We start from the raw sequence: 25725 nt of genomic DNA, 5'->3' as shown, positions 1-25725 counted from the left end.
TGCGTCGGCCGACGGGAACGTGATGCCGGCTCAGGCCCTCGGCAGCGCGCCCGGCGCGTGGACGCCCCGGCGGCCGCCCTGGTGGACGGCGGTGGCGTCGGCGGCCCGGTAGATGCCGGTGCGTTCGTTGCCGGTGCGCTTCGGCTCGTCCTGCCAGCGGAGGTGACCCGTCGCCAGGTCGTGGGCGCAGCCGCGGTCGTTCGTCCCGATGTAGACGGTGTCGGTGGTGGCCGTGACGGCGTTGCCCCCGAGGCCGAGGCCGCGGGGGACGGCGGCGGTCCAGCGGCACTGGCCGGTTTTCGCGGTCTGGTTCCCCGACGGCCGGTTCGGTCGAGGTCGTGGCCCTGGTCAGTCGAAGTAGTGGCCCTGGTCGAGGTCCTCGACGAGGCCGGGCTCGACGGGCTGCCACCCGAGGAGGTCGCGGGTCAGGGCGGCGGACGCCGACTGGTCGACACCGAGGAGGGCGCCCAGGAAGCCGAACTCCTCCGGCGGGAGCGGGCCCGTCGGCACGCCCAGGCGGCGGCCGATCACCGTGGCCAGCTCGCGGATCGGCACGCCCTCGTCGCCCACCGCGTGCAGGACCGATCCGGCCGGGGCCTCCTCCAGCGCGAGGCGGTAGAGGCGGGCGGCGTCCCGGACGTGGACGGCGGGCCAGCGGGTGGAGCCGTCCCCGACGTACCCGGAGACGCCCTTCTCCCGGGCCAGGCGGATCAGGGTCGGGACGAACGCGTGGTCGCCCTCGCCGTGCACGCTGCGCGGCAGCCGGACGACGGACGGGCGCACGCCCCGGGCCGCGGTGTCGAGCGCCGCGCGGGCGTTGGCGTCCCGGCCGGCGGCCGGGGAACCGGGGGCGGCGCAGTCGTGCTCGGTCGCGGCGCGGCCGGGTACCCCGGGTGTTCCGGAGCTGACGACGAAGGGCTTGCCGGTGCCCTCCAGCGCGGCGCCCAGCGCGGCGATGGCGCGCCCGTCGACGCGGACCGACTCCTCGAAGCGGCTGAAATCGTGGATGAACGCCAGGTGGACGACGCCGTCGGCGGCCGCCGCGCCGGCACCCAGGCTCCCGGGGTCGTCGAGCGCACCGCGGTGCACCCCGGCCCCGGCCGCCTCCAGGGCCGCCGCGGACCGCTCGGAGCGGGCGAGCCCGACGACCGCGTGGCCTGCGGCCAGCAGTTCGCGGACGACGGCACCGCCGATGAAGCCGGTGGCGCCGGTGACGAACACGCGCATGATGCATTCACTCCTCGTGGGAAGGGCTCGGTGCCTCCAGCGTCGGCCGGTGGGCCGCCCGCCGTCCAAGTCCCGTTCCGGATCACGCAATACGGATCAGGCATCACCGCAGGTCGAAGCGGTGGTCGGCGGCTGCCCCCGGAAGCCGGGGCGTACGCTGGGGGCATGGCCGACCCCGTCCCGCCGGACCTCGACCTCCGCCTGGTGCGCTACTTCACCGTGGTCGCCGACCACCGCAACTTCGGCCGCGCCGCCGCCGAGCTGCGCGTCGCCCAGCCCTCGCTCAGCCGGCAGATCCGCCGCCTGGAGCAGCAGCTCGGCGCGCGGCTGCTCGACCGCACCCCGCAGGGCAGCCGGCTCACCGAGGCGGGCGAGGTGTTCCTGCCCCGCGCCAAGGCGCTGCTGCGCTCGGCCGCGCAGGCCGCCGCCCACACCCGGGCCGCCGCCGAGCCGAGCCGGATCACCGTCGGCTACACGGCCAACCTCATCGTCACGCCCGCCGTGCGCGAGCTGCGCCGGCGCCACCCGGACGCGGACGTGCACACCCGGCACCTGGCCTGGAACGACGCCCGCCAGGCCCTGCTGGACCACCGGGCCGACGCGGTCGTCACCCGCCTGCCGCTCACGACGGACGGGCTGCACGTGACCGTCCTCCACGACGAGCCCCGGGCCCTCGTGGTGCCGGTCGGGCACCGCCTCGCGGGCCGGGCGTCCGTCACCCTCGACGACATCGCCGACGAGCCGCTCCCCCGGGGCTCCGACCCCGCGTGGAACGCCTTCTGGCGGATCGACCCCCGCCCGGACGGCCGCCGGGCGCCTGACGGGCCGCTCGTGGCGGCGAACGAGGACAAATTCGAACTCGTCGCCGACGGCCGGGCGGTGGCCCTCGTCCCGATCGGCCCCGGGCGCTCCGCGCCGCGCCCGGACCTGGTCGTCGTCCCGATGGAGGGCGTCGAGCCGAGCCACGTCGTCCTGGCGGTGCGGGCCGGGGAGCGCGGCCGCCTGGTCGCCGCGTTCCGCAAGGCGGCGGAGGCGCTGCTGACGGGCGACCCTGCGGGTGGCGCCCTGGAGGTATAGACTACGCACAGATAATCTACGGACAGATTACTGGACGGATCGACTCTTCCTTTCGGAGGCGCCCCATGTGGACGTACGAGCACAGCGTCGAGACCGATGCCACCCCCGAGGCCATCTGGCGCCTGTGGGCCGACGTCGACCACTGGGGCGCGTGGAACGCCGACATCGTCAGCGTCCGGATCGACGGCCCGTTCGAGGCCGGCACCGGCATCGTCATGACCCCCTGCGGGCAGGACCCCGTCCACCTGCGCATCGCCGAGGCCACCACCGGCGAACTCTTCGTCGACGAGGCCAGGATCGACGGCCTCGTCCTGCGCACCACCCACCGGCTCGACCGCGGTGAGCGGCTGCGCACCAGGGTCACCTACCGTCTGGAGATCACCGGCGAGACCGTCGACCTGACGGGCCCGCAGCTCGGCCCCGCCGTCACCGCCGACTGGCCCGCGACCATGGCCGCCCTCGTCGCCCTGGCGCGCGGCTGATGCCGGCCGGCCCCGGCGACAGTCCCGGGTTCCTGCTCTGGCACGCCACGCTGCGCTGGCAGCGCGACATCGCCGCCGCGCTCGGCCCGCTCGACCTCACCCACGTCCAGTTCGTCCTGCTCGCCTGCACCTGGTGGCTCAACTCCCGGGGCGAGCACCCCAACCAGCTCGCCCTCGCCCGCCAGGCCGGCACCGACGTCAAGATGACCTCCCAGGTCCTGCGCGCGCTCGAGACCAAGGGCCTGATCGAGCGCGAGGTCGACCCCGCCGACACCCGCGCCAAGCGCCTGCGCATCACGGCGACCGGCGCCGACCTCGCCCCGCGCGCGATCGCCGCCGTCGAGGCCGTGGACGAGGAGTTCTTCCGCCCGGTGCCCCGCGAGGACACCCTGACGCTGCTCCGCCGCCTGGCCACCCCCGAGGCGTGACTCCTTCCAGGCCTTGGTGCGCCGGAAGGCGGCGCCTCGTCGGGCGGGCAGGCGGGGCAGGTCCTCACGGCCGATCCCGATGACCCGGCCGAGCCCCGCCGGCGCCGAGCCGGCGAACCTCTGCGGTCACTGCATCAGCCGCCCAGGACCCCGCTCGCGCGCAGTGCGGCGATTCGCTCGTCCGGGTAGCCGAGGGAGCGCAGGGCCGTGTCCGTGTGGGCGCCCACGGCGGGGACCGGGCCCATGGGGAGTTCGGTGTCGGCGAAGGTGAACGGGGGGAGCAGGCCGCGGACGTCGCCGACGGGGGTGGCCACAGGGCGCCAGCGGTCGCGGGCGGCGAGTTGGGGGTGGTGGAGGAGGTCGGCGACGTCGTTGAGGCGGGCGGAGGCGATGGCGAGGGTGTCCAGGAGTTCGATCGCCTCGTCGGCCGTCATGGTCGCCGTCCGGCCGCCCACCAGGGCGTCGACGAGCCGGCGGCGGCGCACGCGGGCCACGTTGGTGGCCCACTCGGGATCGTCGGCGAGGTCGGGACGGTCCAGGAAGCCGGTGGCGAAGCGGGCCCACTCGCGGTCGTTCTGGATGCCGATCATGACCTCGCGGCCGTCGGCCGTCGGGTAGGCGTCGTACGGCGCGATCGCCGGGTGGGACAGGCCCGCGCGGCCCGGGGAGTGTCCGGCGCCCTGGGTGTAGTGGAGTTGGTGGCCCAGCCACTCGGCGGTCGCCTCGAACATCGACACCTCGACGGCGGTGCCCCGCCCGGTGCCGGCCCGGCCGACCAGGGCGGCGAGCGTCGCGGTCAGCGCGTACATCCCGGCGGCGATGTCCGAGCTCGGCACGCCGGTCTTGGCGGGCCGCTCGGGCGGGCCCGTCACCGAGGCGAGGCCGGACTCGCACTGGATCAGCATGTCGTAGGCGCGTTTGTCCTGATAGGGACCGCCGGAGCCGTAGCCGGAGAGGTCGACGGTGATCAACCGGGGGTGCCGGGCCCGCAGTTCGGCGGAGCCGAAGCCCAGACGGGCGGCGGCTCCGGGGGCGAGGTTCTGCAGGAAGACGTCGGCGCCGGCCACCAGGTCGGCCAGCACGGCGCGGCCCTCCGGCGCCTTCAGGTCGAGGGCGACCGACTCCTTGCCGCGGTTGAGCCAGACGAAGTGGCTGGCCAGCCCGTCGACGCTGTGGTCGTAGCCGCGGGCGAAGTCACCGCCGTCCGGCCGCTCGATCTTCACCACCCTGGCCCCGAGGTCGGCCAGGTGCCTGGTCGCGAGCGGCGCGGCCACCGCCTGTTCCACCGCGATCACCGTGACACCCGCCAGCGGCAGTGACACCCGGACTCCCTCCGTCGAGAACGGATCAGGACCTACCCGGGTGCGGCGGGGTTCAGTCTCCGACGGGGTTCAGCGCGCGAGGCGGCCGAGGAGGGAGGACGCGGCGGCGATGCCGAGGAGCGTCGCGAGCGTCAGCACCGCGAAGTCGAGCGGGAGGTGGGACGGGGTGCCGATCAGCAGGCCGCGCAGGGCGTCGACCTGGTAGCTGAGCGGGTTGGCCTTGCTGACCGCCTGGAGCCAGCCGGGCATCAGGTCGACGGGGTAGAGGGCGTTGGAGCCGAAGAACAGCGGCATCGTGATGGCCTGGCCGATGCCCATCAGGCGGTCGCGGGTCAGGACGATGCCGGCGATGGCCATCGAAAGGCACGAGAAGAACGCCGAACCGAGCAGCACCGCGACGACGACGCCGAGCAGGCGCAGCGGGTTCCACGTCATGGCGACGCCGAGCGCGGCGGCGATCAGGACGACCACGGCGGCCTGGAGGACCGCCTTCACCCCGGCGGCGAAGGCCTTGCCGGTGACGAGGGCGGCCCGTGGGGTCGGCGTCACCAGGAGCTTGGTGAGGACGCCGGAATCCCGCTCCCAGATGATCATGATGCCGTAGAAGATCGCGATGAACATCGCGGACTGGGCGATGATGCCCGGCGCGAGGTAGTCCAGGTAGGGGATGCCGCCGGTCGGGATGGCCTTCAGGCGGGTGAAGGTCTCGCCGAAGATCAGCAGCCAGAGCGCGGGCTGGATCGCCCGGGTGTAGAGCTCGGTGCGATCGTGGCGCAGCTTCTGCAGTTCGACGGCGCACATCGCGACCACCCGGGCCGGCACGACGCGCCAGCCGGTGCGGGCGCGTGGGGGCACGAGCAGCAGGCCGAGGTCGGGGCCCGCAGGGGCCGGTCCGACGGGCTCAGCCGACGCGGCCGGCTGTGCGGCGGGTACGGCGGACATCGCTGAAGTCTCCTTCCGCGTTCTCGGCGCGGGTGAGGTCACGGCCCGCGAAGTGGCGGAACACGTCGTCGAGGGTGGGGTCGGACTGCGCCGCGTCCTGTTCGCGGAGCTGTGCCTTGAGCTCGTCGGGGGTGCCGAGGGCGCGGATGCGGCCGCGGTCCATGAGGGCGATGCGGTCGCAGTGGCGCTCCGCCTCGTCCATGGCTCGTCGAGGACCAGCAGGCGCGGGGCGCTGACCAGGGCCTGGGCGAGTTCGAGGCGGCGCACCATGCCGCCGGAGTAGGTGGCGGCCATGCGGTCGGCGACCTCGGCGAGGTCGACGGCGGCCAGCGCCTGGGCGACCCGCGCGGCGAGTTCGGCGCGCGGCACGTCGAAGACGCGGGCGAACAGGGCGACGTTCTCCCGCCCGGTCAGCCCGGACTCGGCGGACAGCTGCTGTGGCACGTAGCCGAGCGTGCGGCGCACCTCCATGCGGCGCCTGGTCGCGTCGTTGCCGAAGACCCGCACCATGCCGGCGGCCACCGGGAGCAGCGTGGTGATCGCGCGGATCGTCGTGGTCTTGCCCGCGCCGTTGGGGCCGAGCAGGCCGAACACCTCCCCGGTGCGCACGGTGAGGTCGATGCCGTCGACGGCCTTGGTGGCGTGGGCCTTCCCGCGGCCGTGGTGGAACGTGTACTCCAGGCCGCGGCACACCACCGCGTCCTCCGTCGAGCCGGTCGTCGTCGCGTCGGTCATCGCCCGTCCTCCCCCGGCAGGGTGCGCAGTCCCTCCGCGACGCCGCGCAGAGCGGGAAGTGCGGCGGCCAGCGACGCCCGGTCCGTGGCGGGCAGGGCCGCCACCAGGTGCTCCATGAGGGCCGTGCGGCGGGCGCGCCAGGCGGCGATCCGTTCGACGGCCTCCTCGGTCACGTAGAGCAGGGCGGCCCGGCGGTCGGCCGGGTCGACCTCGCGGCGCAGCAGGCCCAGGCCGACGAGCTGGTTGACCAGCGTCGAGACCGAGTTGCCGGCCAGGCCGAGCTCCTTGGCCGCGTCGGACACCCGCATCCCGGGGGCATGGGTGGCCAGGCGCAGCAGTTCGACCTGGGCGCCGCGCAGGCGTGGTTCGGTGAGGCCGTCGCGCAGGCGGCGGCGGACCATGCGCTGGATGCCGACGAGGAGGGTCGAGAACTCGTCGGCCAGCGTGGCGTCGAGCGGGTCGAGGGGTTCGGCGTCGAGTGGTTCCAGGGCTCTCGCACTCACGTCTTCATTTTATCTCTCAATGAGAGCTATCTGTCGAGAGTGGCGCCGCAGGCCGGTCGACCGGCCGCCGGAGCCCCTACCGGGTGTCGACCGCCGGCCGCCCGTCCAGCTGGTGGGCGCCCAGGGCGCGGCCGGCCTGGCGTGCCGTCAGCAGGCCGCGGTCGTGGAGCCAGCGGATGGTGTCCCTCATCGTCTCGGCCGTCGGGCGCGGGGCGAGGCCCGCGGTGCTCGCGGTCGGGGTGACCGGGCGGGCGTGGGCGCAGGTGTAGATGGCGCCGTACTCGGCCGGGATGTGCCAGGGCCACAGTCGCTGGGCGGCCGTCGCGAGGGCGCCGACGGGGAGCATCGGGGCGGCCGGGAGGTGGAGGGCGGGGAGGGCGCGGCCGGTGACCTCGCGGAGGGTGCGCAGGTAGGTGCGGGTGGGGAGGTGGCGGCCGGGGGCGAAGTGCCGGTTGGCGGCGGGGGTTTCGGCGATCGGGTGGGTGGTGAGCAGGTCGGCGTGCAGGCGGGCGGTGTCGCGGACGTCGCCGACCGGGAAGCCGCCGAGGGGCCACAGGGGCATCAGGCCGCGCAGGGTGTTGCGCAGCCGGGTGTTCTGGTCGCCCGGGCCGGGGTCGTTCGGGCCGAGGAGCGCGGGTGGGTAGGAGACGAGGACGGGGGCGCCGTCGGCCTGGTGGCGGCGGGCGATGCGTTCGGCCGCGGCCTTGCTGGCCATGTAGGCCTCGCGCGGCCGGCCGACGGGGCTGTCCGCGTGCAGCGGGCCGCTCCCGGCGGGCAGCAGGGCGACGACGCTGGAGACGTGGACGACGCGAGCGGCGCCGGCCCGGCGCGCGGCACCGAGGACGAGCTCGGTGCCGCGCGCGTTGGTGGCGCGCATCGCCGCGTGGTGACGGCTGTCGAAGGAGTAGACGGATGCGGCGTGCAGGACGGCGTCGGCGCCCGCGACCGCCCGGCGGACGTCGCGCTCGACGGTGACGTCGCCCGCCACCAGGCCGACGGCGGACGGGTCGACGGCGAGCGCCGTCAGACCGCGCTCGGCGGTGCCCGGGTCGCGGGCGAGGATCCGCACCCGGTGGCCGCGGCGGACGAGCTCCGCGACGGAGTGGACGCCGACGAACCCGGTGCCGCCGGTCACGCACACCAACATCCCTGTCTCCTCAGTCGGTTCGGTGGAAGCGGCCGCCGTAGAACAGCAGCGCCCGCTCGTCGGGGGCCCGGTCGGTGGCGAGCACCTCGCCGAGGAAGATGGAGTGGTCACCGCCCTCGTGGACCTCGGCGAGCTTGCACTCCAGCCAGGCGAGCGAGCCGGCCAGCAGCGGCGCGCCCGTGAACGGGCCCGGCCGCCAGTCGACCTCGCGGAACTGGGCGGCCCCGAGCGGGCGGGCCCGGTCGGCGAAGTACCGTGCCAGGCCCTCCTGTTCGGCGCTGAGCACGGAGACCGCGAAGGAGCGGACGGCGGTGATGGCCTCGTGCATGACCGCCGTGCGGGACACGCAGCACAGGACCATCGGCGGCTCCAGCGACACCGAGGTGAAGGAGTTCGCCGTCATCCCGTGCACACTGCCGCCGCCCGTGGTGAGGACGGTGACGCCGGTCGCGAAGCCGGCCATGGTGGCGCGCAGGTCCGCGCCGGCCCCGATCACCGCGACCGCCCCGCTCCGGACGTGCCCGCCGGCGCGGCCGCTCGCGACTGGTCGGCGTACGGGGCGAGCGCCAGGCGCAACTCCGGCGGCACGAGCGCGGGGACCGTGTGCGTGTTGGGGCCGCGCATGCACGCGATCCGCTGGCGGCCGCGGGCGACGAGGAGTTCCTCGACGCCGGCCAGGCGCACGTAGTCGAAGCTGAACTGGAGCTGGGTCTGGGTGACCTCCTCCAGCCGCATGCGGACCGAGAGTTCGTCGAACGCGGTGATCTCGGCGAAGAACTCGCACTCCACTTTGAGCGTGAACAGCTTGAGGTCGTCCTGGAGTTCGGCGAGCACCCCGGGGGCCTTCTCCTTGAGGAACATCTCCCGGCACCGACCCTGCCAGCGCAGGTAGTTGACGTAATAGACGTTCCCGACGAGGTTGGTCTCCTCGAAGCCGACGGTGTGCCGGATCTCGTAGTAGGCGGACATCACTCCCCCTTCCCGGCGAGGACGGCGAGGACGACGGGTTCGTCGCGGTCGGTCACGGTGGTCGCCCAGGTGGCGATGGACGCGTCGCCGGCCGACAGGACCACCCAGCCGGAGCCCTCGATCCGGTCGAGGGTGAGGGCCTGGCCGGTGGCGGCGGACTTGCGCAGGCACTCCAGCGCGCACCAGACCCGGGTGGCGGCGAGGTCCGGCGGGCAGCCGGCCTCGGCCACCAGCAGGTCGCGCAGCGGGAGTTGGGCATCGCCGAGGAGGGCGGCCCAGTCCTCCTCGGTGCGTGGCAGGACCGTCTCGACGTCGCAGGCCAGCCGGGCACCGCCGGCGCCGACGACCGCGAGCGTCAGCCCGCCGCTGTGCGAGGCGGACACCGCGTGACCGTCCAACTCCGGCTTCCCGTCCGGCCGGTGGATCAACTCGGCGGGGGCGCCGAGCGCCCGGGAGACGGCGACGGCCGTGCGGGTTCGCCGGTCGGGTTCGTCCCCCGCGGCCTCGACGACGACGGCGCGGCTGCCGCCGAGCACGCTCTCCAGCCGGCGTTCGAGGTAGGAGCCGAGCATGGCGGGCACCCACGGGCCGGCGCCGTCGCGCTTGCGGACGGCGACGAGGGTCAGGCCCTCCCAGCGCTCGACCACCCGGCCGTCGGGGGTGCGGACGTCGAGGTCGTAGACGTAGGTGTCGCCGTCCTGGCTGCGTTCGCGGGCGTCGAGGACGACGAACTCGGTGTCCTGGTCGGAGGGTTCGGCGAGCCAGAGGCGTTCGATGCCGCGCGGCAGGAGGGTGGCGTCGGGGACGCAGCACTGGAGGGCGTGCATCATCGCGTCGCGGGTGCCGGGGTCGGCGAGGACGTGGTCCTGCGGGAGGTAGGCCGCGAACCAGGGGGCGGGCGTGGTGGTGGAGACCTCGGCGACGGCGTGCCGGGCGCTCGCGCGGCGGTAGTCCAGGAGGCGCTGGAAGCGCTTGCCCTGGAACAGGACGCAGCCGTAGAGCTCGGTGACCGGGTCGACGGGGACGGCGGGCAGGTCGAAGGCGGCGGAGCGCGGGCCGGCCGGCACGGCGGTCCGGGGGTAGCGCAGCCGGGCGCGGAAGTGGTCGGCGGCGAAGCCGGTGTCGGCGGTGCGCAGGACGACGTCGACGGTGCCGGCGTCCTGGACGAGGGCGGCGACGCGCAGCGTGGTGGAGCCGCCGGGGCGCACCGCGATGGGCCGCAGGAACTCGACGTCCTCCAGCACCGGCGGTCCGGCGTGTCCGCCGACGGCGCCCGCGACCTGGGCCATCGCCTCCATGCCGAGGACGGCGGGGAAGAGGAGGTCGCCGTCGAGCTGGTGGTCGAGGAGGTAGGGGTCGCTGCCCTCGGTGAGTTCGGCCTCGGTGACGAGCTCGACGCCCGGGTAGTGCGCGAGGACGCGCTCGACGAAGCGGCCGAGCGGCAGTTCGGGCCGGTCGAGGGCGAGGGTGGGCAGACCCGCGGCGCGTCCGCTGACGACGACGGCGGGCCCGGCGGCCGGGTCGGCGAGCAGTTCGCGCAGGACGCGGATGCCCTCGTCGGTGGAGATCGGGGTGATGCCCTCGCGCATCAGCGACTCGACGACGCCCAGGCGTTCGCCCATGCCGGCGCCGGACCACACGGACCACTCCACGGCGAGGGCGCGGGCCCGCGGGTGCTGTTCGCCGAAGCGCAGGGTGAGTTCGGTCATCCAGTCGTTGGCGGTGGCGTAGTGCGCCTCACCGCGCAGGCCGGCGCGGCCGATGATGGAACCGAAGGTGACCAGGAGTTTGAGCCGGTCGGGCACGACGGCGGCCAGGACGGCGGACAGGCCGCCGGTCTTCGGGGCGAGGGTGCGGCGGAAGTCGTCGGCGGTCAGGGCGGTGAGGGCGGCGGGCTCGTTGCGGCCCGCGCCGTGCAGGACGGCGGTGACCGGGCCGAGGGCGCGTTCCAGGCGGTCGACGGCGGCGGTGACCTGCGCGGCGTCGGTGACGTCGGCGCGCTCGTAGCGCAGGCGCAGTCCGGCGGCGGTCATCCGGGCGAGGTTGGCGGCGAGTTCGGGGTCGGCGCCCGGGTCGGCGCGGCCGACGAGGGCGAGGGCGGCGCCGGAGTCCCGGGCCATGGCCAGGGCGCACTCGGCGGTGATGCCCTTGCCGCCGCCGGTGACGAGCAGGACGTCGTCGCCGTCGAGCGGGGTCGTCAACGGCCCGTCCGGTGGCGTCAGCGGGCGCAGCACGGGCACCGTACGGGTGCCGTCGGCCCGGTAGCGGACCTCGCGGAAGCCGGTGGTGGCGGCGGTCTCCGCGACGACCAGGGCAACGGCCTCCGGCGCGAGGGGGTCGGGGAGTTCGACGACGGTGGTGGGGACGGACGGGTGCTCCAGGTGGAGCGTCTTGGCGAGGCCGGTGGCGCCGAGGCGGTGCTGGACGACGACCAGGCGGGTGCCGGCCGGTGCGGTGGCGGCGGCCCGGCCCGCGGCGAGGAACAGTTCGACGTCGTCGGGGCCCGCCTCGAGGGGCAGGCACAGGAGCACGCCGTCGCCGAGGCCGGCCCCGGCGAGGGCGGTGCGCAGCGGCTCGGCGAGCGGATGGCCGGGTGTGCCGAAGGCCGTCCAGCGGCCCGTCGCCCCCGTGGCGGCGGTCGCGGGCAGCGGCGCTTCGACGTGCTCGACGACGAACGGGCGGACCCACGGCGCGACGCCCGGGACCTCGGCCGCCGGCGCGGCGCCGTCCTCGGCGGTGCGCGCCAAGCCGTCGATGAGGTCGGCGAGTTCGCCGAGGCGAACGGTCGCGTAGCCGGTGGTGGCCTCCAGGGCGGGCAGGCCGAGCGCGCGGGTGACGTCGTTGACGATCTGGCCGACGGTGATCGAGCTGAGGTGCAGGTCGTCCATGGGGTGGGTCGAGGAGGTGACGGACTCCAGCGGCAGCTCGACGCGGTCGGCGGCGAGGCGGCGCAGGAGGTCCAGCGTGGACTCACCGGTGGCCTCGACGGGCGTGGCCTCGGCGGGCGCCTCCGTCGAGGGGAGCAGCGCGGCGTCGATGGCCGGGGCGGACTCGCAGGGGCTCGCGAGGAAGGTCATGGCGCCGTCCGCGGGCAGCGGGCGGATCAGCCGGCCGGCGAACAGCGCGTCGGTCCGCACGGGCGCGCCGAGCACGTGGGCGGCGGCGACGACCCGCAGCAGCGGGCCGAGGGAGGGGCTGTCGGTGTCGACGGCGAGGACCGGGCGCTCCGGAGCGATCTCGGCGAGCAGGCCGGACAGCACCCGGCCGGGCCCGACCTCGACGACCAGGTCGGCGTCGGCCGCGGCGACGGCTGCGGCCTCGTGGAAGCGCACCGGAAGGGACACCTGGTCGCGCAGCAGCGTCCGGAGGTCGGTGTCCGGGTCGAGCAGGTCGCCGGTGACGGTGGAGGCGTACGGGCGGGCGGGCCGGGCGAAGTCGACCTCGCGCAGCCGCTCGGCCATCGCGCGGGCGGCGGGGGCGACCAGCGGGGAGTGGAAGGCGTGCGAGACGTTGAGCCGGGTCGCGGTGACGCCCTCGGCGGCGGCCCGCCGGCAGACCTCGTCGACGGCGTCGGCCGGGCCGGAGACGACCGTCTGCCGGGGGCCGTTGTAGCCGGCGACGACGACGTCCAGGCCCGCGGAGAGGCGCTCCACGTCGTCGGGGGTCGCGGCCAGTCCGGCCATCGCGCCGCCGCCCCGGCTCGCCTCGGCCATCACCCTGCCGCGCACGGTGGCCAGGCGCAGCACCTGCTCCTCGGTGAGCGCGCCGGCCCAGTGCAGCGCCGTGAGTTCGCCGAGGCTGTGGCCCACTGCGGTGGCGGCGCGGACGCCGAGCGCGTCGAGGACGCGTAGCGCGGCGAGCGAGCCGGCGACGATGCGGGGCTGGGCGACGCGGGTGTCGACGTGGTCGGCGCCCGGCGGGAGGCCGGCCAGGCGGTAGACCTCGTCGGCGGCGGCGAAGCGGCGGCGCAGCGCGCCGACGGCGCCGCGGCCGGAGCCCTGGCCGGGGAACAGGTAGGCGATCCTCGGCGGGGTGCCGGTGGAGGCGCCGAGGAACACGCCTTCGCTGGGCAGGAACGTGGGCAGGGACGTGGGCAGGGACGTGGCTGGGGACCTGGGCAGGGACCCTTCTTCAGCGCCCGCGTCGAGCAGGGCCACGAGCCGCTCCAGCGCGCGGACGGCGTCGTCCGGCGAGGTCACGACGAGCGCCGCCCGCACCTGCGCCCCGGTCAGGCGCGTTGCCGATCCGGCGGCCAGGTCGGCGAGTTCGGCCTGGGCCAGTTTGGCGACGATGCCCAGCAGGCGCCGCGCCTCCTCGCGCAGGCCGTCGCGGTCGCGGGCCTCCAGGAGCAGCAGTTCGGCGTCCTGACGGCCGGCCACCAGCCGCCCGGTGTCGGCGTCGACGGCGGTGCGGCGGTGGGCGCCGGGGACGGCGGCCACCGCGATGTGGGTGTTGATGCCCCCGAAACCCATCGCCGAGACGCCCGCCCGGACGGGCTGGTCCTCGGGCCACAGCTCGGCGGCGCCCGGCACGTACAGCGCGGCGCCGTCGCCGAGCAGGCCCGGGTGCGGGTCGTGGTGGCCGGTGCCCGGCGGGATCACCTGGTGGTGCACCGCGAGCGCGGCCTTGATCAGGCCCGCGACGCCGGCGGCGGCCTTGGTGTGCCCGAAGTTGCCCTTGACGGTGCCGAGCGCGGCCGGGCGGGCCCCGGGGGCGGCGGCGCGGCGGGCTGAGGACAGCGCCTCGATCTCGGTGGCGTCGCCGAGGGCCGTGCCGGTGCCGTGCCCCTCGAAGTAGGAGACGGTCTCGACGCCGTAGCCCGCCTGCTCGTAGGCGCGGGCGATGGCGAGCCGGTGGCCGCCCGCCTCGGGGCGGGTGATGCCGCCCTTGCCGTCGGAGGAGACGCCCCAGCCGGCGATCGTCGCGTAGATCCGGCGGCCGGCCGCGAGCGCGTCGTCCTCGCGCATGAGCACGAGCATGCCGGAGCCCTCGCCGGGCCAGAAGCCGTTGGAGTCGCGGTCGTAGACCTTCATCTCGCCGGTGGCCAGCGCGCCCGTCTTGGCGAAGCCGATCACTTCGAACGGGTCGATGGACAGGTCGACGCCCCCGGCGATCGCCACGTCGAGGTCGCCGTCGGCGAGCGAGCGGGCGGCGGTGATGACGGACAGCAGCGAGGAGGAGCAGGCGCCGTCCACGGTGTACCCGCCGCCGCGCAGGTCGAAGTGGTTGCAGATCCGGCCCGCGATGGTGTTCGCCAGGCCGCCCGCGAGGGAATCCTCGTCGATCGGCGGGAAAGGCGCCTTGTAGGCCGGTTCCAGTTCCGCCAGGAACTCGGCCGCCGCCTCTTCGGACCAGCCTTTCCCGGTGAGCGCCGCGGCGACCGTCCGGCGCACGTAGGGCCAGCGCAGGCGCATGATGTTGGCCCGCGAGAATTCCCCGGTGAGGCTGTTTCCGACGACGACTCCGGTGGATTCGACGGGGAGTCCCTCGCCACCCGGGAATCCCGCGTCGGCGAGCGCCCTGGCGGCCGTGTCGAGGGCCAGCCAGTGCGTCAGGTCCGTGGAGCGGTACGTGCTCCCGGCGACGCTGTAGGCGACCCGGTCGAACGTGAAATCGCGGAGCACCGCGGCCTTGCTCGCGTAGAATCGGTCCGGCGCGGTCCGGTCGGCCGACCAGTAGTCGGCGTGGTTCATCCGCTCGTCCGGCAACCGCCGAAATGCCCGGCGCCCGCCCAGGACGTTCTCCCAGAGTTCGTTCGGGGAATTCGCGTCCGGGTACCTGAGCCCGATTCCCACGATGGCGACCCGCTGGCTGCTCACGTATTCACCGCCCCTTGGATCCGAATTGACGACCCGCCGCCCGCACCGGGACCGGCCTGCCGTATCCGAATCAAGGCTGCCCGGCCGGGGCCCGGGTGTCTACTTCGAGCGTGCTTTGCCGCTGCTCCGCGGCGGGTTATTGCATAACAGCATTGCATAACGGCATTGCATAACGGCGTCATCCGTTGTTCCATAACGGCGTCATCAAATTCGAGGGCCTGCGGGGCTTTTCGGCCAACTTTGCGACGGCCCTTGAGTGGTCCGCCGTTCAGGTGAACTGCGCGCTTTGGCCGACGTGCTCGCGGCCAAGCCGCGATCATCTCTGTCCGACGCACCATCAGCACGCCACCGGCAGCCGCCCGCACGGACAGGGGAACGCGAGTGAAGTACATCGAGGTCGAGCAGAAGTACCGGCTCCTCAGCCCGCCCGACGACCTGCGGGCCGCCCTCGCCGGGCGCGGCGGCAAGCCCGGCGAGCCGTCCCGGCAGGTCGACACCTACTACAACGCCCCCCACCGGGACTTCCTCGCCGGCGAGGTGGTCTCCGAGTGGCTGCGGATCCGCGAGGGGGACGACGGGGCCTCGGTCAACTTCAAGCTGTTCCACCCGGTCGGGGCGGCGGTGACGACCCACTGCGACGAGTACGAGAGCGCCGTCGAGGACGCCGAGGCCCTCCGCCGGATCCTGGCCGCGCTCGGCTTCACCCACCTCACCGTGGTCGACAAGGTCCGCGAGGAGTGGACGGCCGACGGGATCGCCGTCGCCTTCGACACCGTGGCCGGCCTGGGCGACTTCGTGGAGTTCGAGTTCAAGGGCGAGGCGGGCGGCGTCGCCGAGGCCACCGCGCGGATCGAGGAGTTCATCGCGGACCTCGGCGTCCGCCTCGGCGACCGCATCCTCATCGGGTACCCGCACATGACCCTCGGCCTCGCCTGAGCGGCGCCGGAACGGACCCGGACGCGGCGAAAGCCCCCGTCCGCCGGACGGGGGAGCGTCCGGGCGGGCGGGGGCTTCCGTCAGCGGCGGGTCAGGGAACCAGGCGGGCCGCCAGCAGGCGGGCGGTGGTGAGGGACGTCCAGGCGGTCAGTTCGATCAGCTGGGCGTCGGTGTGACGGGCTGCCGCGATGACGGCGTCGTCCACCTGGTACGCGGCCTTCGCCGTCAGGAGGGCGAGCCGCCCCGCCGCCCGGTGTTCGGGGGGCAGGGACGAGAGCGCGGGTTCGAGCCAGGCCCTGCTCAGGCCCGGCGGGGTGCCGTCCCACGCGGCCAGTTCGGCGGTGACCAGTTCCCGGACGGGGGCCGGGACCGCCCGCTCCCCGCCCTCGTCGATCACCGCCGCCGCCCGCGCGAAGGCGCCCGCGATGCTCGGGGTGCCGGCCGCCCACCGCAGGTCCTCGGGCAGCCGGGCAGCGGGGAGCAGGTCGAGCGACCCCCCGGGCGAGGGCGCGGCGTCGGCGCCCTGCCGGGCCAGCCGGCCGAGCACCGCCCGCGCCGCCCGGCGGGCCGCCGCCGGGGCCCCGGGCGGCATCGGACTGTCGCCCAGGAACAGGCTCACCATCCGGTTGAGGTAGTGGAAGGTGGCGGCCACCCCCACCAACTCCGGTACCAGCGAAGGGGACAACGGCTCCATCGCACTCTCCCCCGCGGAGCCGCCCAGCGCCTCGATCGCCGTCGTGTGCACCTCGACGCAGTACGGGCACGCGTTGGCCCGCGAGACGGCCGCGGCCACCGCCTCCTTCTGCGCCCGGTCCGCCCGGCCCGCCGCGACGAGCGTCTCGCGCAGCATCGTCCACGCCGCCGCCAGCACCTCCGGGGAGGGCGCGTGCAGGGCGACGGGCGGTGCGAGCACCCCGAACTCCCGCTCCACCTCGGCGTAGACGCGCGCCACCGGGGCCCCCGCCCGCGCGGGGCGGACGGGGGCGACGTGGCGGACCTGGCCGAGGGCTCCCCTCAGGGCGACACGGAGAAGTGGCGCTGCCACGGCTACTCGCCCAGCAGGCCGGGCAGCTGGGACTTCACCCCGCGCCGCCCGGCGGTCTCGCCACCCGGGCCGGGCGCGCCGTACTCGACGTCCACGCCGCGTTCCCGGGCGGCCCGCACGATGCCGGGGACCGCGCGCTCGGCGAGGGCCGAGATGGTGAGCGCCGGGTTGACCGTCAGGGCGGCCGGTACGGCGGAGCCGTCGGTGACGAAGATGCCGGGGTGGCCGCGGAGTTCGTGCCCGTCGTCGAGGGCGGAGGTCTCCGGGTCGTCGCCGATGCGGCAGGAGGCGAGCGGGTGGACGGTGTAGGCGCCGACGACGTCGTTGGTCCAGGGCATCACGCGGGCCAGGCCGTCGCGTTCGAGGATGTCCTTGACGGCGGCGTCCGACTCGGCCCAGCCGCGCAGGGTGCTCTCGGTGGGCACGTAGCCGATGGACCCCCGGCCGAGCATCTGCTGGGAGATGCGGACGGCGTTGCCGGTGGGTGGCGGCGGGCCGAAGACGCCCTCGTTGTCGTCCTCGACCATGGTGAAGATGGTCAGCCAGGACTGCCACTGCCGGACGAGCTCCTTCTTCTCCCGTCCGAACCAGCTGGGGCCGGTGGCGTCCGGCACCTGGGCGAGGATGGTGCCGAAGCCGGGCGGGAAGTAGAGCTGTTCGAGCGAGTAGCGGGAGCCGACCGGCCGGGAGCCGTCGAGGGTGTCCCAGCTGGCGACGACCGGGCCCTTGCCGATCTGGTTGGCGCCGTAGGGGGCGAGGCCCTCGCCGCGGCCGAGGCCGAGCAGGTCGCGGGCCTTGTCCTCGTCGACGACCGCGGTGTTGAGGCGCTCGCCGTTGCCGGAGAAGTAGCGGCCGACGGCGTGCGGCATCCGGCCGAGGTCCGGCTCGGAGCGCTGGAGGATGACGGGGGTGGCGCCGGCGCCCGCCGCCAGGACGACGATCTTCGCCTCGATGACACCGCTCTCGTGGTGGACGCGGTAGTCGACGTCGTCGATGACGTTGTAGTGGACGCGGTAGCCGCCGTCCTCGGTGCGGGTGAGCTTCTGGACCTCGTGCAGCGGCCGGATCTCGGCTCCGTGGGCGAGGGCGGCGGGCAGGTAGTTGAGGAGCAGCGAGCGCTTGGCGTCGAAGCGGCAACCGGCCATCATCCAGTTGCAGTTGGTGCACTTGGCGCGGTCGACGGCGGCGGGCACCGGGTTCGCGGTGCGGCCGGCGTGCGCGCAGGCGGCCGCGAACAGGCCGCCCGCGTAGGTGACGTCGTTCCAGTCCTGCTGGGTGATCGGCAGCGCCTCGGCGACGCGGTCGTACCACGGTTCGAGGACCTCGCGGCTGACGGCCTTCGGCCACAACCGTGCGCCGGCGGCGTCGACGCGGTCGAAGACGAAGCGCGGAGCGCGCGGCATCGCGGCGAAGTAGACGACGCTGCCGCCGCCGACGCAGTTGCCGCCGAGCAGGCTCATCCCGTCGCCGACGACGAAGTCGAAGATCCGGGTGTAGGAGGAGCCGAGCAGGAAGTCGTGCTCGAAGTCGCCGGCCGTCAGCCAGGGGCCGCGCTCCAGGACGGTGACCTTCGCGCCGCCCGCGGCCAGGTGGTAGGCCGCGATCGCACCGCCGAAACCGCTGCCGACGACGAGGACGTCGGTCTTCTCCGTGGACGTCATGCCGGGCTCCCTGTCGCCGTCGTGTCAGGGTGGATCTCGGCCAGTGGGCGGCCGTAGGAGAAGTCGGGGAACCGCCACAGGGCGTCCTCGCCGGGCTGGAAGAAGCCCATCGCGAGGAGGCCCGGGTGACCGGCCGCCATGGCGTCGGTGGTGTGCAGGTGGGCCGCGGTGTCGAAGGCCATGTTGCTGAACAGGGTCAGCAGCACCCACAGCTCCTTCTCGGGGTGCCGGGGCGACGTCAGCTCCCGGGCCAGCGCCGTGCGGTCGTCGAAGCCGAGCGCGACGAACGGCGGGACGTCGTCGTCGAGCGCGAGGCCCCGCCCGTCCGCGAAGGCGCGGGCGTGGCGGTTGAGCGCCTCGGCGTAGTCGTCCAGGGCGGTGGAGATCCCGGTGGCGGGCGTCTCCAGGAGCTCGATCGCCCCGGCCGCCACGGCGCCGCCGCCGGCCGAGACCCCGGCCACCGCCCGGTCGTCGGGTGACCTCTTCTCGCCGGGGACGATGGTGTCCGCGAATGCCTCCAGGGTCATCGTTCGAGCCCGGTACTCATCCGATATGTCGGAGCGCACTGGCGTCTCCTCGGGTTCGTGGGTGGGAAAGCCGGGGGCCGGGACCGGTGCACCCCGTTCGGAAACCGGAGCAGGGGCACCGCCGCCCCCCGTTTCGCAGGCGCGACGGCAGTATCGTGCATGCGAACCACGCGCCCGCGCATCTTCGGCGTTGCTGCTCCGACGGTCCGTCAGTTGTACGGACTTGCCGCGTACTTGCCATGTCCGCTTCTTCCGTGTTGCTACCTCGATGGCAATACGCCGGAGTAGGTATTCCGCCACTGGCCGAGGGCATGCCATGAATATGACGGGCTCTTGTTGCGCCTGACATGCACTGCTACGGTCTTCATTCATCACGGACGCGCAACTTCCGATCATGGCGGTCCCAGGGCGACCGAGACCGCCCGCCAACCCGCGGTGAAGAACCGCTGAACGTTCCCGGGCGGAGGGGGGTGGGTTGAACATGGGCACTGACGCTGCCGAGGGGGGGACCAGACGACAGCGGTTATTGCTGGTCAGGTCGGCGCCAGGGCATCACAACTGTCGAACCGAAAGCGGCTCCTAGAATCTGGGGTAGCAATGAAGCCGGCTATCGAACAGGCCGTGACTCGCGCCATCGAGACCATGCAGGAAAACATTGGTGAGATACTCACCATTGACGACATGGCGCGCGCCGCGATGTACAGCAAATTCCACTTCTCGCGAGAATTCCAGCGCGTCACGGGGGTGTCACCCCGGCGGTTCCTCTCCGCGATCCGGATACAGGAGGCCAAACGTCTCCTGCTGGAAACGACGTTCACCGTCACCGAGATCAGCCACCACGTCGGGTACAACAGCGTCGGGACGTTCAGTTCCCGCTTCGCGGCCAGTGTCGGCATCTCCCCCACCATGTTCCGCCAACTCGGCGGCTACACCCCCGGGATCGGCGTCGAGGGCCACGCGGCCGACGAGACGTCCTCCGTACGGGGTGAAGTCCGCAGCGCCGTCGCCGGGTTACTCGGACAGGTGTTCCTCGGCCTCTTCCCCACCCGCATTCCCCAGGGCCGTCCGGCCGGCTGCGTCGTCCTGCCCGGCCCCGGGCGGTACCGGATCGACGGCGTTCCCCCGGGGACGTGGTACCTGCTGGCGCACTCGGTGCCGGCCGCCTTCGACGAGGTCCTGCTCGGCGAGCAGGAGGTGTTCGTCGGCTCGGTCGGGCCGATCGAGGTGCGCGCGGACGTCCCGGTGATCCCGGCCGACCTGGTGATGCGGCCCAAGCACACGGTCGACCCGCCGGTCCTGCTGGCCCTGATGGACGTCCGGACGGCCGCCGTGCGCGCCGGCCTGGCGCGAGCCGGCACCGGCTGACAGGTCTTCGCGCCGCCGTCGCCGGGCAGCGGACGGCGGGAGGGACCGGCAGCCGACGGGACGACCGCGCACGACAGAGGGGCCCACCGAGCACGATGGGCCCCTCGTCGGTTCCCCGGGACTCCCCGGAGTGCGGCTACCCCGCGGGCCGCTCAGCCCCGGACACGGTGCACCGTCATCGGCAGCCCGCCGCCCACGCGCAGCGACAGCATCGGCTCGGGCACCACGCGGTGGCCCGGCACCTTCGCGAGCCGCAGCTCGCGCACCAGGACGGCGATCGTGAACGTCGCCTCCAGCAGCCCGAGGTGGCTTCCCACGCAGAACCGCGGGCCCGCGCCGAACGGCAGGTAGGCGTAGCGCGGTCGCTCCGGCCCCGCGCCCTCCGGGCGGGGCCGGTCGGGGTCGAAGCGGTCCGGGTCGAACTGCTCGGGGGCGTCCCAGAACGCCGGGTGGCGGTGCAGGGTGTACGGGCAGATCAGGACGTCCGAGCCGGCGGGCACGTGGTACCCACCGATCTCGTCGTCGGCCTGGGCCTGCCGGGGCAGGATCCAGACCGGCGGGTAGAGGCGCATGACCTCCTCCACCACGCGGGAGGTGTACCGCAGCCGGTGCAGGTCCTCGTACTCCGGCGGGCGGTCGCCGAGGACCTCCACGGCCTCGGCGTGGAGCCGGTCGAACACCTCGGGGTGGCGGTCCACCAGGTAGAACGTCCAGCCGAGGGTGCTCGCGGTGGTCTCGTGCCCGGCGAGGAGCAGGGTGACGATCTCGTCGCGCAGCCGCCGGCGCCCGACCGCGGGGTCGGGCTCGCCGCGGGCCGAGTCGATGATCAGCGACAGCGCGTCGTCGCCGGCCGCGCCGCCGTCGCGGGCGCCCCGCTCGGCGACCAGCGCGTCGACGACGCGCTGGAGTTCGGCCCGTGCCCCGCGGAACCGCCGCTGCGTGGGCAGCGGGATCCAGCCGGGCACGGCGCCGAGCGTCACCATGTCGAACATGGCCTGGTCCTGCACGGCCTCGAACTCGTGGCCGATCGACTCGAAGGCGCCGAGGTCGGTGTCGAGCAGGGTGCGGCCGAGCACGCCGAGGGTGAGCCCGGTGAGCTCCTGGACGAGGTCGACCGGCCGGCCGCCCTCGAACGCCCGCAGGCGGGCGAGGAGTTTGCCGGCCTCCTCGGCGACGGCGGCGGCCTGCCGGCTGATCCGCTTGTGCTGGAACACCGGCTGGATCGCGCGGCGCTGCTCGCGCCACAGCTCGCCCTCGCTGGTGAGCAGTCCGTCGCCGAGGGCCCGGCGGGCCTGGATCAGCCCGATGCCCTTGTGGTAGTTGGCGGCGTTGTCGGCCAGGACGTGCTTGGCGTGGTCGGGGTGGTTGAAGAAGTAGAGGGTCTTCGGGCCGATGGAGATGCGGACCGCGTCCCCGTACTCGGTGGCGGCCGCCCGCATCAGGGCGAGGCGGTCGCCGGCGAGGCGGCGCAGCAGGGTGGGGGCCGCCCGGCGCGGAGGGCCGGGCGGCACCCGCCGGGAGGCCTCGTCCCGCCTCTCGACGGTTCGCTCGCTTCGTCCGCTCACGCCGCGACCTTTCCGGCCACCGCCGTCTTGCCGGTCGCGCTCGCCCGCAGCCGGGTCGCCCGCTGCTCCTCCTGCCCGCGGTCGCGGAAGTGGACGTACCAGAGGTAGAGGCCGCGGATCAGGCAGGTGAGCGCGGTGGCGAAGAAGATGCCGTACGCGATGTGGGCGATCATGAACAGGGCGTAGATCAGGGCGACTCCGGCGCCGAAGGCCATCTGGTTGGCGGGCTTGGAGGGCGTGGTGCCGGGGTCGGTGATCATGTAGTTGGTGAAGAGGACGAACGCGACGCCCGTCATCATCGCGAGGCCGCCCTGGATCGACGTGCCGAAGATGAGCCCGCGCAGCACGGCCTGGAGGGCGAAGGCCGACAGCCACGCGAGGATGAGCCACATCCGGCCGGTGAGCTTGGCGTTGAGGATGGTGCCGGACATCAGGATTCCGAGCACGATCAGCCAGCCGAACGGGGTGTTGACGTGCTCGGTGAAGTGGTACGGCGGGGCGATGCTGGCCCACGGGAAGAGCACGAGGATCGCGGCGATGCCGAAGTTCGACGGGTTCATGTAGTGCCGCAGCCGGCCGCGCACCGGCACCCGCAGGACCCACTTGGCGCTGACCGCGAAGACGACGCCGAACATCATGACGAAGACCCGGTCGTTGACGTAGGTCAGCATGTTGAGCGCGAGGCCGGTGATGTGCGAGGGGTAGAGGAACTCCAGCACCCCGGGCAGGCCGTTGCCGAGGAAGCGCGGACGCCGGCCCTCGACCTTGGCGCCGACGAGCTCCAGCGCGATCTCGGTCGTGTAGGCGGTGGCGAGGGCGATCAGCGGCCAGGTCCAGGGCTGTTCGAAGCCGAGGACCGTGTAGCCGAGGATGTTGAAGACCGTGATCGAGATCGCGAAGCGGCGCAGCGCGATGACGACCTTGGGCTCGTGCCGGGAGGCGGTGGCCGCCTTGCCGGTGGCCGCCGGCGCCGTGGTGGCCGCGGGCGCCGTGGTGGGGACTGTGTCGGTCATGTCGGTCACTTCTCCTTGGCCTGGCTGCCGAGCTGGAGCGAGTGCCACCCCGGGGCGAGCGTCACGGTCTGCTGGTGCACCTGGCCGTCACGGTCGCGCCACTGGAGCTTGACCGGCATCGGACCGGTGACGCCCTTGCCGAGGCCGATGTGCACGTAGTGGCTGCGCTTGCCGGAGTGGCCGCTGCCGCCGTCGACGCGGTCGACGAGCTTGCGCCCGTCGGGGGTGGTGACCTCCACCCCGGCGCCGATCGCCGGGGATCCGGGGGCGGGCATCGGCCCGGCGGCGCCGGGGGTGTCGTAGGTGAGCCGCAGGCCGAGGTAGGAGCCGGTGTCGGGGCTGTCGTTGCGGTAGAACACCGGGGCGTCCCACTGGCGGGCCACCGCGAAGTCGAGCTTGCCGTTGCCGTAGGCGTCGCCGGTGGCGATGCCGCGGGTGGGCACGGGCACGGCGAGGCCCAGGCGGCCGGCGAGGTTGCTGTAGTGGCCGTCGGCGCCCTTGACGAAGAAGCGCAGGGTCTGGTCGCCGCCGATGTCGTCGCCCGCCTTGACGTTGGGCCACCACCACGGGTTGTCGAGCAGGGCGTCGTTGGCGGTCGCGAGCTCCTGCAGCTGCGGCCAGCGGTTGGTCTCGCCCTTGACGAAGCCGGTGGCCTGGACGATCGAGAGCTGCCCGCTGTTGTCGAAGTCGCCCAGCTTCACGTCCCAGCCCCAGCCGGACCACGCGGTGCCGTCCTCGGCGCTGCGGTCGACGAACGGGGCGGTGCCGTTGGAGAGCTGGGCGCGCAGGTCGGCCTGGTCCCGTGCGGTGTTCATGAACTGGAAGTTGCTCTCCTCGATGCCGAAGGAGGTGGTGATGTTGCTGACGAACAGGTCGTAGAGGCCCTTCCTGCCGGACAGGTCGCCGAAGTCGACGCCCATGCCCTTGAAGGAGTCGTTGCCGAGGATCTTGGACTTGGGCGTGGAGCCGTCGCGCGCGCCGGTGACGAGGTCGAACTTCGGGTGCCCGGGGGTGGAGACGTTGTGCAGCAGGCGGTCGTTGCCGAAGTCGTTGGCGACGTAGAGCTCGGGCAGTTGGTCGCCGTCGAGGTCGATCGAGCTGGAGGCGAGCGACCAGCCGTGCTTGGCCTCCGTGGGGAAGGCGTCGTCGGAGCACTGGAACGCGGCGGCGGACCTGTCGGCCGTGGTGCCGCCGGTCCAGCGGCAGACGTACTTGCCGCCGCTGTTCTGCGCGTGGGACATGGAGTGGTTCATGACCACGCCGCCGCTGACCCGGTCGTCGAGGACGGGCCCGTCGGGGAAGTAGTTGCCGATGAAGAGGTCCTGGTGGCCGTCCCCGTCGAAGTCCGCGACGGTCGCGGTGTTGGTGTTCCACTGCGCGCCGGTGTACGTGCCGTCGGTCGCGTTGGGGCCGGGCACGAGCTCGGTCGGCTCGAAGGCGTGCGCGTCGAGCGTGGTGGCGTCGGGCTTGGCGAGGTACAGGATCGGGGTGCGGCCCCAGTAGTAGACCAGCAGGTCGGTGCGGCCGTCCTCGTTGAAGTCGCCCGCCGCGCAGCCCATAGGCGCGATGTAGTCGTTCATCGGCAGCGGGGACGGGTCCAGCGCGAACGGCGCGTAGTGCGTGCCGTCGGAGCCGGGCACCGGCGTGACGTCGACCTGGTCGGTGCGGGTGTCGACCAGGCACAGGTCGCCGGACTTGCCGGTGCCGCGCAGGTCCGTCATGGTGATGGCCGCGCCGACGGAGGAGATCCAGGCGCGGATGTGCTCGTAGTCCTGGTTGACGGTGCGGATCGTCTGCTGCTTCTTCGCGGGCGGCAGTTCGATCGGCAGCGGTGTGAAGTGGAAGCGGCTCGCCATGGTGTCCTGCTCGGCGGCCGACGTCGTCGGCGGCAGCACCAGGAAGTAGCCGGCGACGACCGCCAGCACGGCGATGATGCCGGGCAGTTGCAGGCGGACCCGGCCAAGGAGGGTGGGCACCGGTCAGTTCCTTCCCGTGGTGGCGAACGTGTCGGCGATGGCCCGGCGCCAGGTCTCGAAGGACGGCACCGGGCCGTTCGCACGGCCGGTGGGGCGCAGGTCCTGGGTGATCTTGGCGGCCGCGGCGGCGGAGGTGCCGCAGAGCACCTCGGCGGCGAGCTCGGTGTGCGGGCCGAGCAGCCCCGCGTGGATGCGGGCCTCGCAGGCGAACGCGGCGCCCTGGGCGACGATCGCGCGGTGCGCGCCGGCCCGCTCGCGGAAGTCCCGCAACTCCGCCTCGTCCACGCCGCCCGCGTAGGCCGCGGCCAGGCCGGCGCCGCCGTACAGGTCGGAGTGCCGGGACTCGTGGAACCGCTCGATCAGCCCGGCGACGACACGCGGGTCGGTGCCGCCGACGAACCACAGCGCCCGGCCGATCCCCTGATCGATCGCCCGGTTCACGTACCCGGGCGAGTCGTCGGCCGGCCACGGGAACGCGCGCTCCCGGAAACGGCCGTGGACGTAGCGGTCGGTCGCGAAGTACGCCTGGTGGAATCCGTAGCCGTCGAGCACCAGCCAGCGCAGCAGGGGGTCCAGTGCGGTGATGTCCGGCCAGCGGAAACGCGGCAGCCGCGCCATCGCCCAGCCGATTCCGACGTACACCATGTAGTGGTGGTCGGCCCCCCGCCCGGCGAGGAATCCCCCCACCCAGCCGCGGCCCTGCAACGGCAACCCGTCCAGCATGGCGAATCCCATGCCGGCCCCCTCGTAGGCGAAACCTCGGAATCGGTCCGGGACGGTTTCCAGCCGGTGCTCCGCCTCGGCGGGCGCACCGGACTCCACCGCGTACGCATAGCCTTCGAGGAAGCGGCTCCCGACGGTTTCGAGGAGTTCCCGGGCCTCCGGCGACTTCTCGTGGAAACCCCGCTTGGCCAGCTTGGTCTCGGCGGTGTTCGGCGTCAGCACGCGCCGCCGTAATGTCCGCAACGGGCTTGGCACTCTGCTCT

20 protein-coding genes and 1 pseudogene are annotated in these 25725 nt (G+C 73.8%); 5 read left to right on the top strand and 16 right to left on the bottom strand.

What is annotated here, in order from left to right:
- Positions 1-348 precede the first annotated feature (348 nt).
- The gene (locus PUR71_RS16805) at positions 349-1227 is read right to left on the bottom strand and encodes an SDR family oxidoreductase (protein WP_329927801.1); all 879 of its coding nucleotides are present in this window, start codon (positions 1225-1227) and stop codon (positions 349-351) included.
- A 165-nt stretch (positions 1228-1392) separates the two neighbouring features.
- Here PUR71_RS16805 and PUR71_RS16800 point away from each other — a divergent pair, with 165 nt between their 5' ends.
- The 3 genes from PUR71_RS16800 to PUR71_RS16790 all read left to right on the top strand — a co-directional run bounded on the left by PUR71_RS16800 (position 1393) and on the right by PUR71_RS16790 (position 3214).
- Positions 1393-2304 carry a LysR family transcriptional regulator gene (locus tag PUR71_RS16800; RefSeq protein ID WP_329927800.1) on the top strand — a complete coding sequence of 304 codons (912 nt, stop codon included), beginning with the start codon at positions 1393-1395 and terminating at the stop codon, positions 2302-2304.
- Between the two features lie 65 nt (positions 2305-2369).
- Positions 2370-2786 (top strand): SRPBCC family protein, encoded by a 417-nt coding sequence (locus PUR71_RS16795; protein WP_329927799.1) that lies wholly within the window; start codon positions 2370-2372, stop codon positions 2784-2786.
- Entirely contained in the window at positions 2786-3214 is a 429-nt protein-coding gene (locus PUR71_RS16790) for a MarR family winged helix-turn-helix transcriptional regulator (protein ID WP_329927798.1), read from the top strand. The genes PUR71_RS16795 and PUR71_RS16790 overlap by 1 nt, the downstream gene beginning before the upstream one ends.
- A gap of 134 nt (positions 3215-3348) precedes the next feature.
- Here PUR71_RS16790 and PUR71_RS16785 read toward each other — a convergent pair whose 3' ends face one another.
- The 8 genes and pseudogenes from PUR71_RS16785 to PUR71_RS16750 all read right to left on the bottom strand — a co-directional run bounded on the left by PUR71_RS16785 (position 3349) and on the right by PUR71_RS16750 (position 14651).
- Positions 3349-4536 (bottom strand): CaiB/BaiF CoA transferase family protein, encoded by a 1188-nt coding sequence (locus PUR71_RS16785; RefSeq protein ID WP_329927797.1) that lies wholly within the window; start codon positions 4534-4536, stop codon positions 3349-3351.
- Between the two features lie 69 nt (positions 4537-4605).
- Positions 4606-5478: an ABC transporter permease gene (locus PUR71_RS16780; protein ID WP_329927796.1), complete on the bottom strand. Its 873-nt coding sequence runs from the start codon at positions 5476-5478 to the stop codon at positions 4606-4608.
- Positions 5438-6213: pseudogene (locus PUR71_RS16775) on the bottom strand (ABC transporter ATP-binding protein). The gene PUR71_RS16780 and the pseudogene PUR71_RS16775 overlap by 41 nt, the downstream one beginning before the upstream one ends.
- Positions 6210-6614 (bottom strand): MarR family winged helix-turn-helix transcriptional regulator, encoded by a 405-nt coding sequence (locus tag PUR71_RS16770; RefSeq protein ID WP_329927870.1) that lies wholly within the window; start codon positions 6612-6614, stop codon positions 6210-6212. Before PUR71_RS16770 ends, PUR71_RS16775 begins: the two are co-directional and overlap by 4 nt.
- 178 nt (positions 6615-6792) lie before the next feature.
- A complete protein-coding gene (locus PUR71_RS16765; RefSeq protein ID WP_329927795.1) occupies positions 6793-7863 on the bottom strand; it encodes an NAD-dependent epimerase/dehydratase family protein in 1071 nt (356 codons plus the stop codon).
- 10 nt (positions 7864-7873) lie between these two features.
- Positions 7874-8359 (bottom strand): flavin reductase family protein, encoded by a 486-nt coding sequence (locus tag PUR71_RS16760; RefSeq protein ID WP_443077466.1) that lies wholly within the window; start codon positions 8357-8359, stop codon positions 7874-7876.
- Entirely contained in the window at positions 8356-8832 is a 477-nt protein-coding gene (locus tag PUR71_RS16755; RefSeq protein ID WP_329927794.1) for an acyl-CoA thioesterase, read from the bottom strand. The genes PUR71_RS16760 and PUR71_RS16755 overlap by 4 nt, the downstream gene beginning before the upstream one ends.
- A complete protein-coding gene (locus PUR71_RS16750) occupies positions 8832-14651 on the bottom strand; it encodes a type I polyketide synthase (RefSeq protein ID WP_329927793.1) in 5820 nt (1939 codons plus the stop codon). The genes PUR71_RS16755 and PUR71_RS16750 overlap by 1 nt, the downstream gene beginning before the upstream one ends.
- A 381-nt stretch (positions 14652-15032) precedes the next feature.
- Between PUR71_RS16750 and cyaB the strand changes: the two genes are divergently transcribed.
- Entirely contained in the window at positions 15033-15587 is a 555-nt protein-coding gene (gene cyaB / locus PUR71_RS16745; RefSeq protein WP_329927792.1) for a class IV adenylate cyclase, read from the top strand.
- 91 nt (positions 15588-15678) lie between these two features.
- Here cyaB and PUR71_RS16740 read toward each other — a convergent pair whose 3' ends face one another.
- The 3 genes from PUR71_RS16740 to PUR71_RS16730 are packed head-to-tail and all read right to left on the bottom strand — an operon-like array spanning position 15679 to position 18820.
- On the bottom strand, positions 15679-16632 hold the full coding sequence (locus PUR71_RS16740) for a carboxymuconolactone decarboxylase family protein (RefSeq protein ID WP_329927791.1): 954 nt from the start codon (positions 16630-16632) through the stop codon (positions 15679-15681).
- Between the two features lie 2 nt (positions 16633-16634).
- Positions 16635-18293, bottom strand: coding sequence for a GMC family oxidoreductase (locus PUR71_RS16735; RefSeq protein ID WP_329927790.1), 1659 nt, complete (start codon positions 18291-18293; stop codon positions 16635-16637).
- Positions 18290-18820, bottom strand: a complete 531-nt coding sequence (locus PUR71_RS16730) for a DUF5987 family protein (RefSeq protein ID WP_329927789.1) — start codon at positions 18818-18820, stop codon at positions 18290-18292. Before PUR71_RS16730 ends, PUR71_RS16735 begins: the two co-directional genes overlap by 4 nt.
- A gap of 642 nt (positions 18821-19462) precedes the next feature.
- Here PUR71_RS16730 and PUR71_RS16725 point away from each other — a divergent pair.
- The gene (locus PUR71_RS16725) at positions 19463-20185 is read left to right on the top strand and encodes a helix-turn-helix transcriptional regulator (protein ID WP_329927788.1); all 723 of its coding nucleotides are present in this window, start codon (positions 19463-19465) and stop codon (positions 20183-20185) included.
- Positions 20186-20337: 152 nt separating this feature from the next.
- On the opposite strand, the gene PUR71_RS16720 is transcribed toward PUR71_RS16725, so the two are convergent.
- The 4 genes from PUR71_RS16720 to PUR71_RS16705 form a co-directional block, all read right to left on the bottom strand.
- Positions 20338-21750 carry a cytochrome P450 gene (locus PUR71_RS16720; protein ID WP_443077465.1) on the bottom strand — a complete coding sequence of 471 codons (1413 nt, stop codon included), beginning with the start codon at positions 21748-21750 and terminating at the stop codon, positions 20338-20340.
- Positions 21747-22763, bottom strand: a complete 1017-nt coding sequence (locus tag PUR71_RS16715) for an enediyne biosynthesis protein (protein WP_329927787.1) — start codon at positions 22761-22763, stop codon at positions 21747-21749. The genes PUR71_RS16720 and PUR71_RS16715 overlap by 4 nt, the downstream gene beginning before the upstream one ends.
- Positions 22764-22768: 5 nt before the next feature.
- The gene (locus tag PUR71_RS16710; RefSeq protein WP_329927867.1) at positions 22769-24619 is read right to left on the bottom strand and encodes a CRTAC1 family protein; all 1851 of its coding nucleotides are present in this window, start codon (positions 24617-24619) and stop codon (positions 22769-22771) included.
- Between the two features lie 123 nt (positions 24620-24742).
- Positions 24743-25717, bottom strand: a complete 975-nt coding sequence (locus PUR71_RS16705) for a DUF1702 family protein (RefSeq protein WP_443077464.1) — start codon at positions 25715-25717, stop codon at positions 24743-24745.
- Positions 25718-25725: the final 8 nt, after the last annotated feature.

Source organism: Streptomyces sp. SP17BM10, assembly GCF_036322405.1.
Taxonomy (GTDB): domain Bacteria; phylum Actinomycetota; class Actinomycetes; order Streptomycetales; family Streptomycetaceae; genus Kitasatospora.
This window is presented reverse-complemented; position numbering and strand designations above follow the sequence as displayed.

Coding starts and splice junctions, on each gene's coding strand:
- PUR71_RS16755 (WP_329927794.1), bottom strand. CDS start 8,832: ATGTCCGCCTACTACGAGATCCGGCACACCGTCGGCTTCGAGGAGACC.
- PUR71_RS16805 (WP_329927801.1), bottom strand. CDS start 1,227: ATGCGCGTGTTCGTCACCGGCGCCACCGGCTTCATCGGCGGTGCCGTC.
- PUR71_RS16770 (WP_329927870.1), bottom strand. CDS start 6,614: ATGGTCCGCCGCCGCCTGCGCGACGGCCTCACCGAACCACGCCTGCGC.
- PUR71_RS16780 (WP_329927796.1), bottom strand. CDS start 5,478: ATGTCCGCCGTACCCGCCGCACAGCCGGCCGCGTCGGCTGAGCCCGTC.
- PUR71_RS16800 (WP_329927800.1), top strand. CDS start 1,393: ATGGCCGACCCCGTCCCGCCGGACCTCGACCTCCGCCTGGTGCGCTAC.
- PUR71_RS16795 (WP_329927799.1), top strand. CDS start 2,370: ATGTGGACGTACGAGCACAGCGTCGAGACCGATGCCACCCCCGAGGCC.
- PUR71_RS16790 (WP_329927798.1), top strand. CDS start 2,786: ATGCCGGCCGGCCCCGGCGACAGTCCCGGGTTCCTGCTCTGGCACGCC.
- PUR71_RS16715 (WP_329927787.1), bottom strand. CDS start 22,763: ATGACCGACACAGTCCCCACCACGGCGCCCGCGGCCACCACGGCGCCG.
- PUR71_RS16735 (WP_329927790.1), bottom strand. CDS start 18,293: ATGACGTCCACGGAGAAGACCGACGTCCTCGTCGTCGGCAGCGGTTTC.
- PUR71_RS16765 (WP_329927795.1), bottom strand. CDS start 7,863: ATGTTGGTGTGCGTGACCGGCGGCACCGGGTTCGTCGGCGTCCACTCC.
- PUR71_RS16710 (WP_329927867.1), bottom strand. CDS start 24,619: ATGGCGAGCCGCTTCCACTTCACACCGCTGCCGATCGAACTGCCGCCC.
- PUR71_RS16730 (WP_329927789.1), bottom strand. CDS start 18,820: ATGACCCTGGAGGCATTCGCGGACACCATCGTCCCCGGCGAGAAGAGG.
- PUR71_RS16725 (WP_329927788.1), top strand. CDS start 19,463: ATGCAGGAAAACATTGGTGAGATACTCACCATTGACGACATGGCGCGC.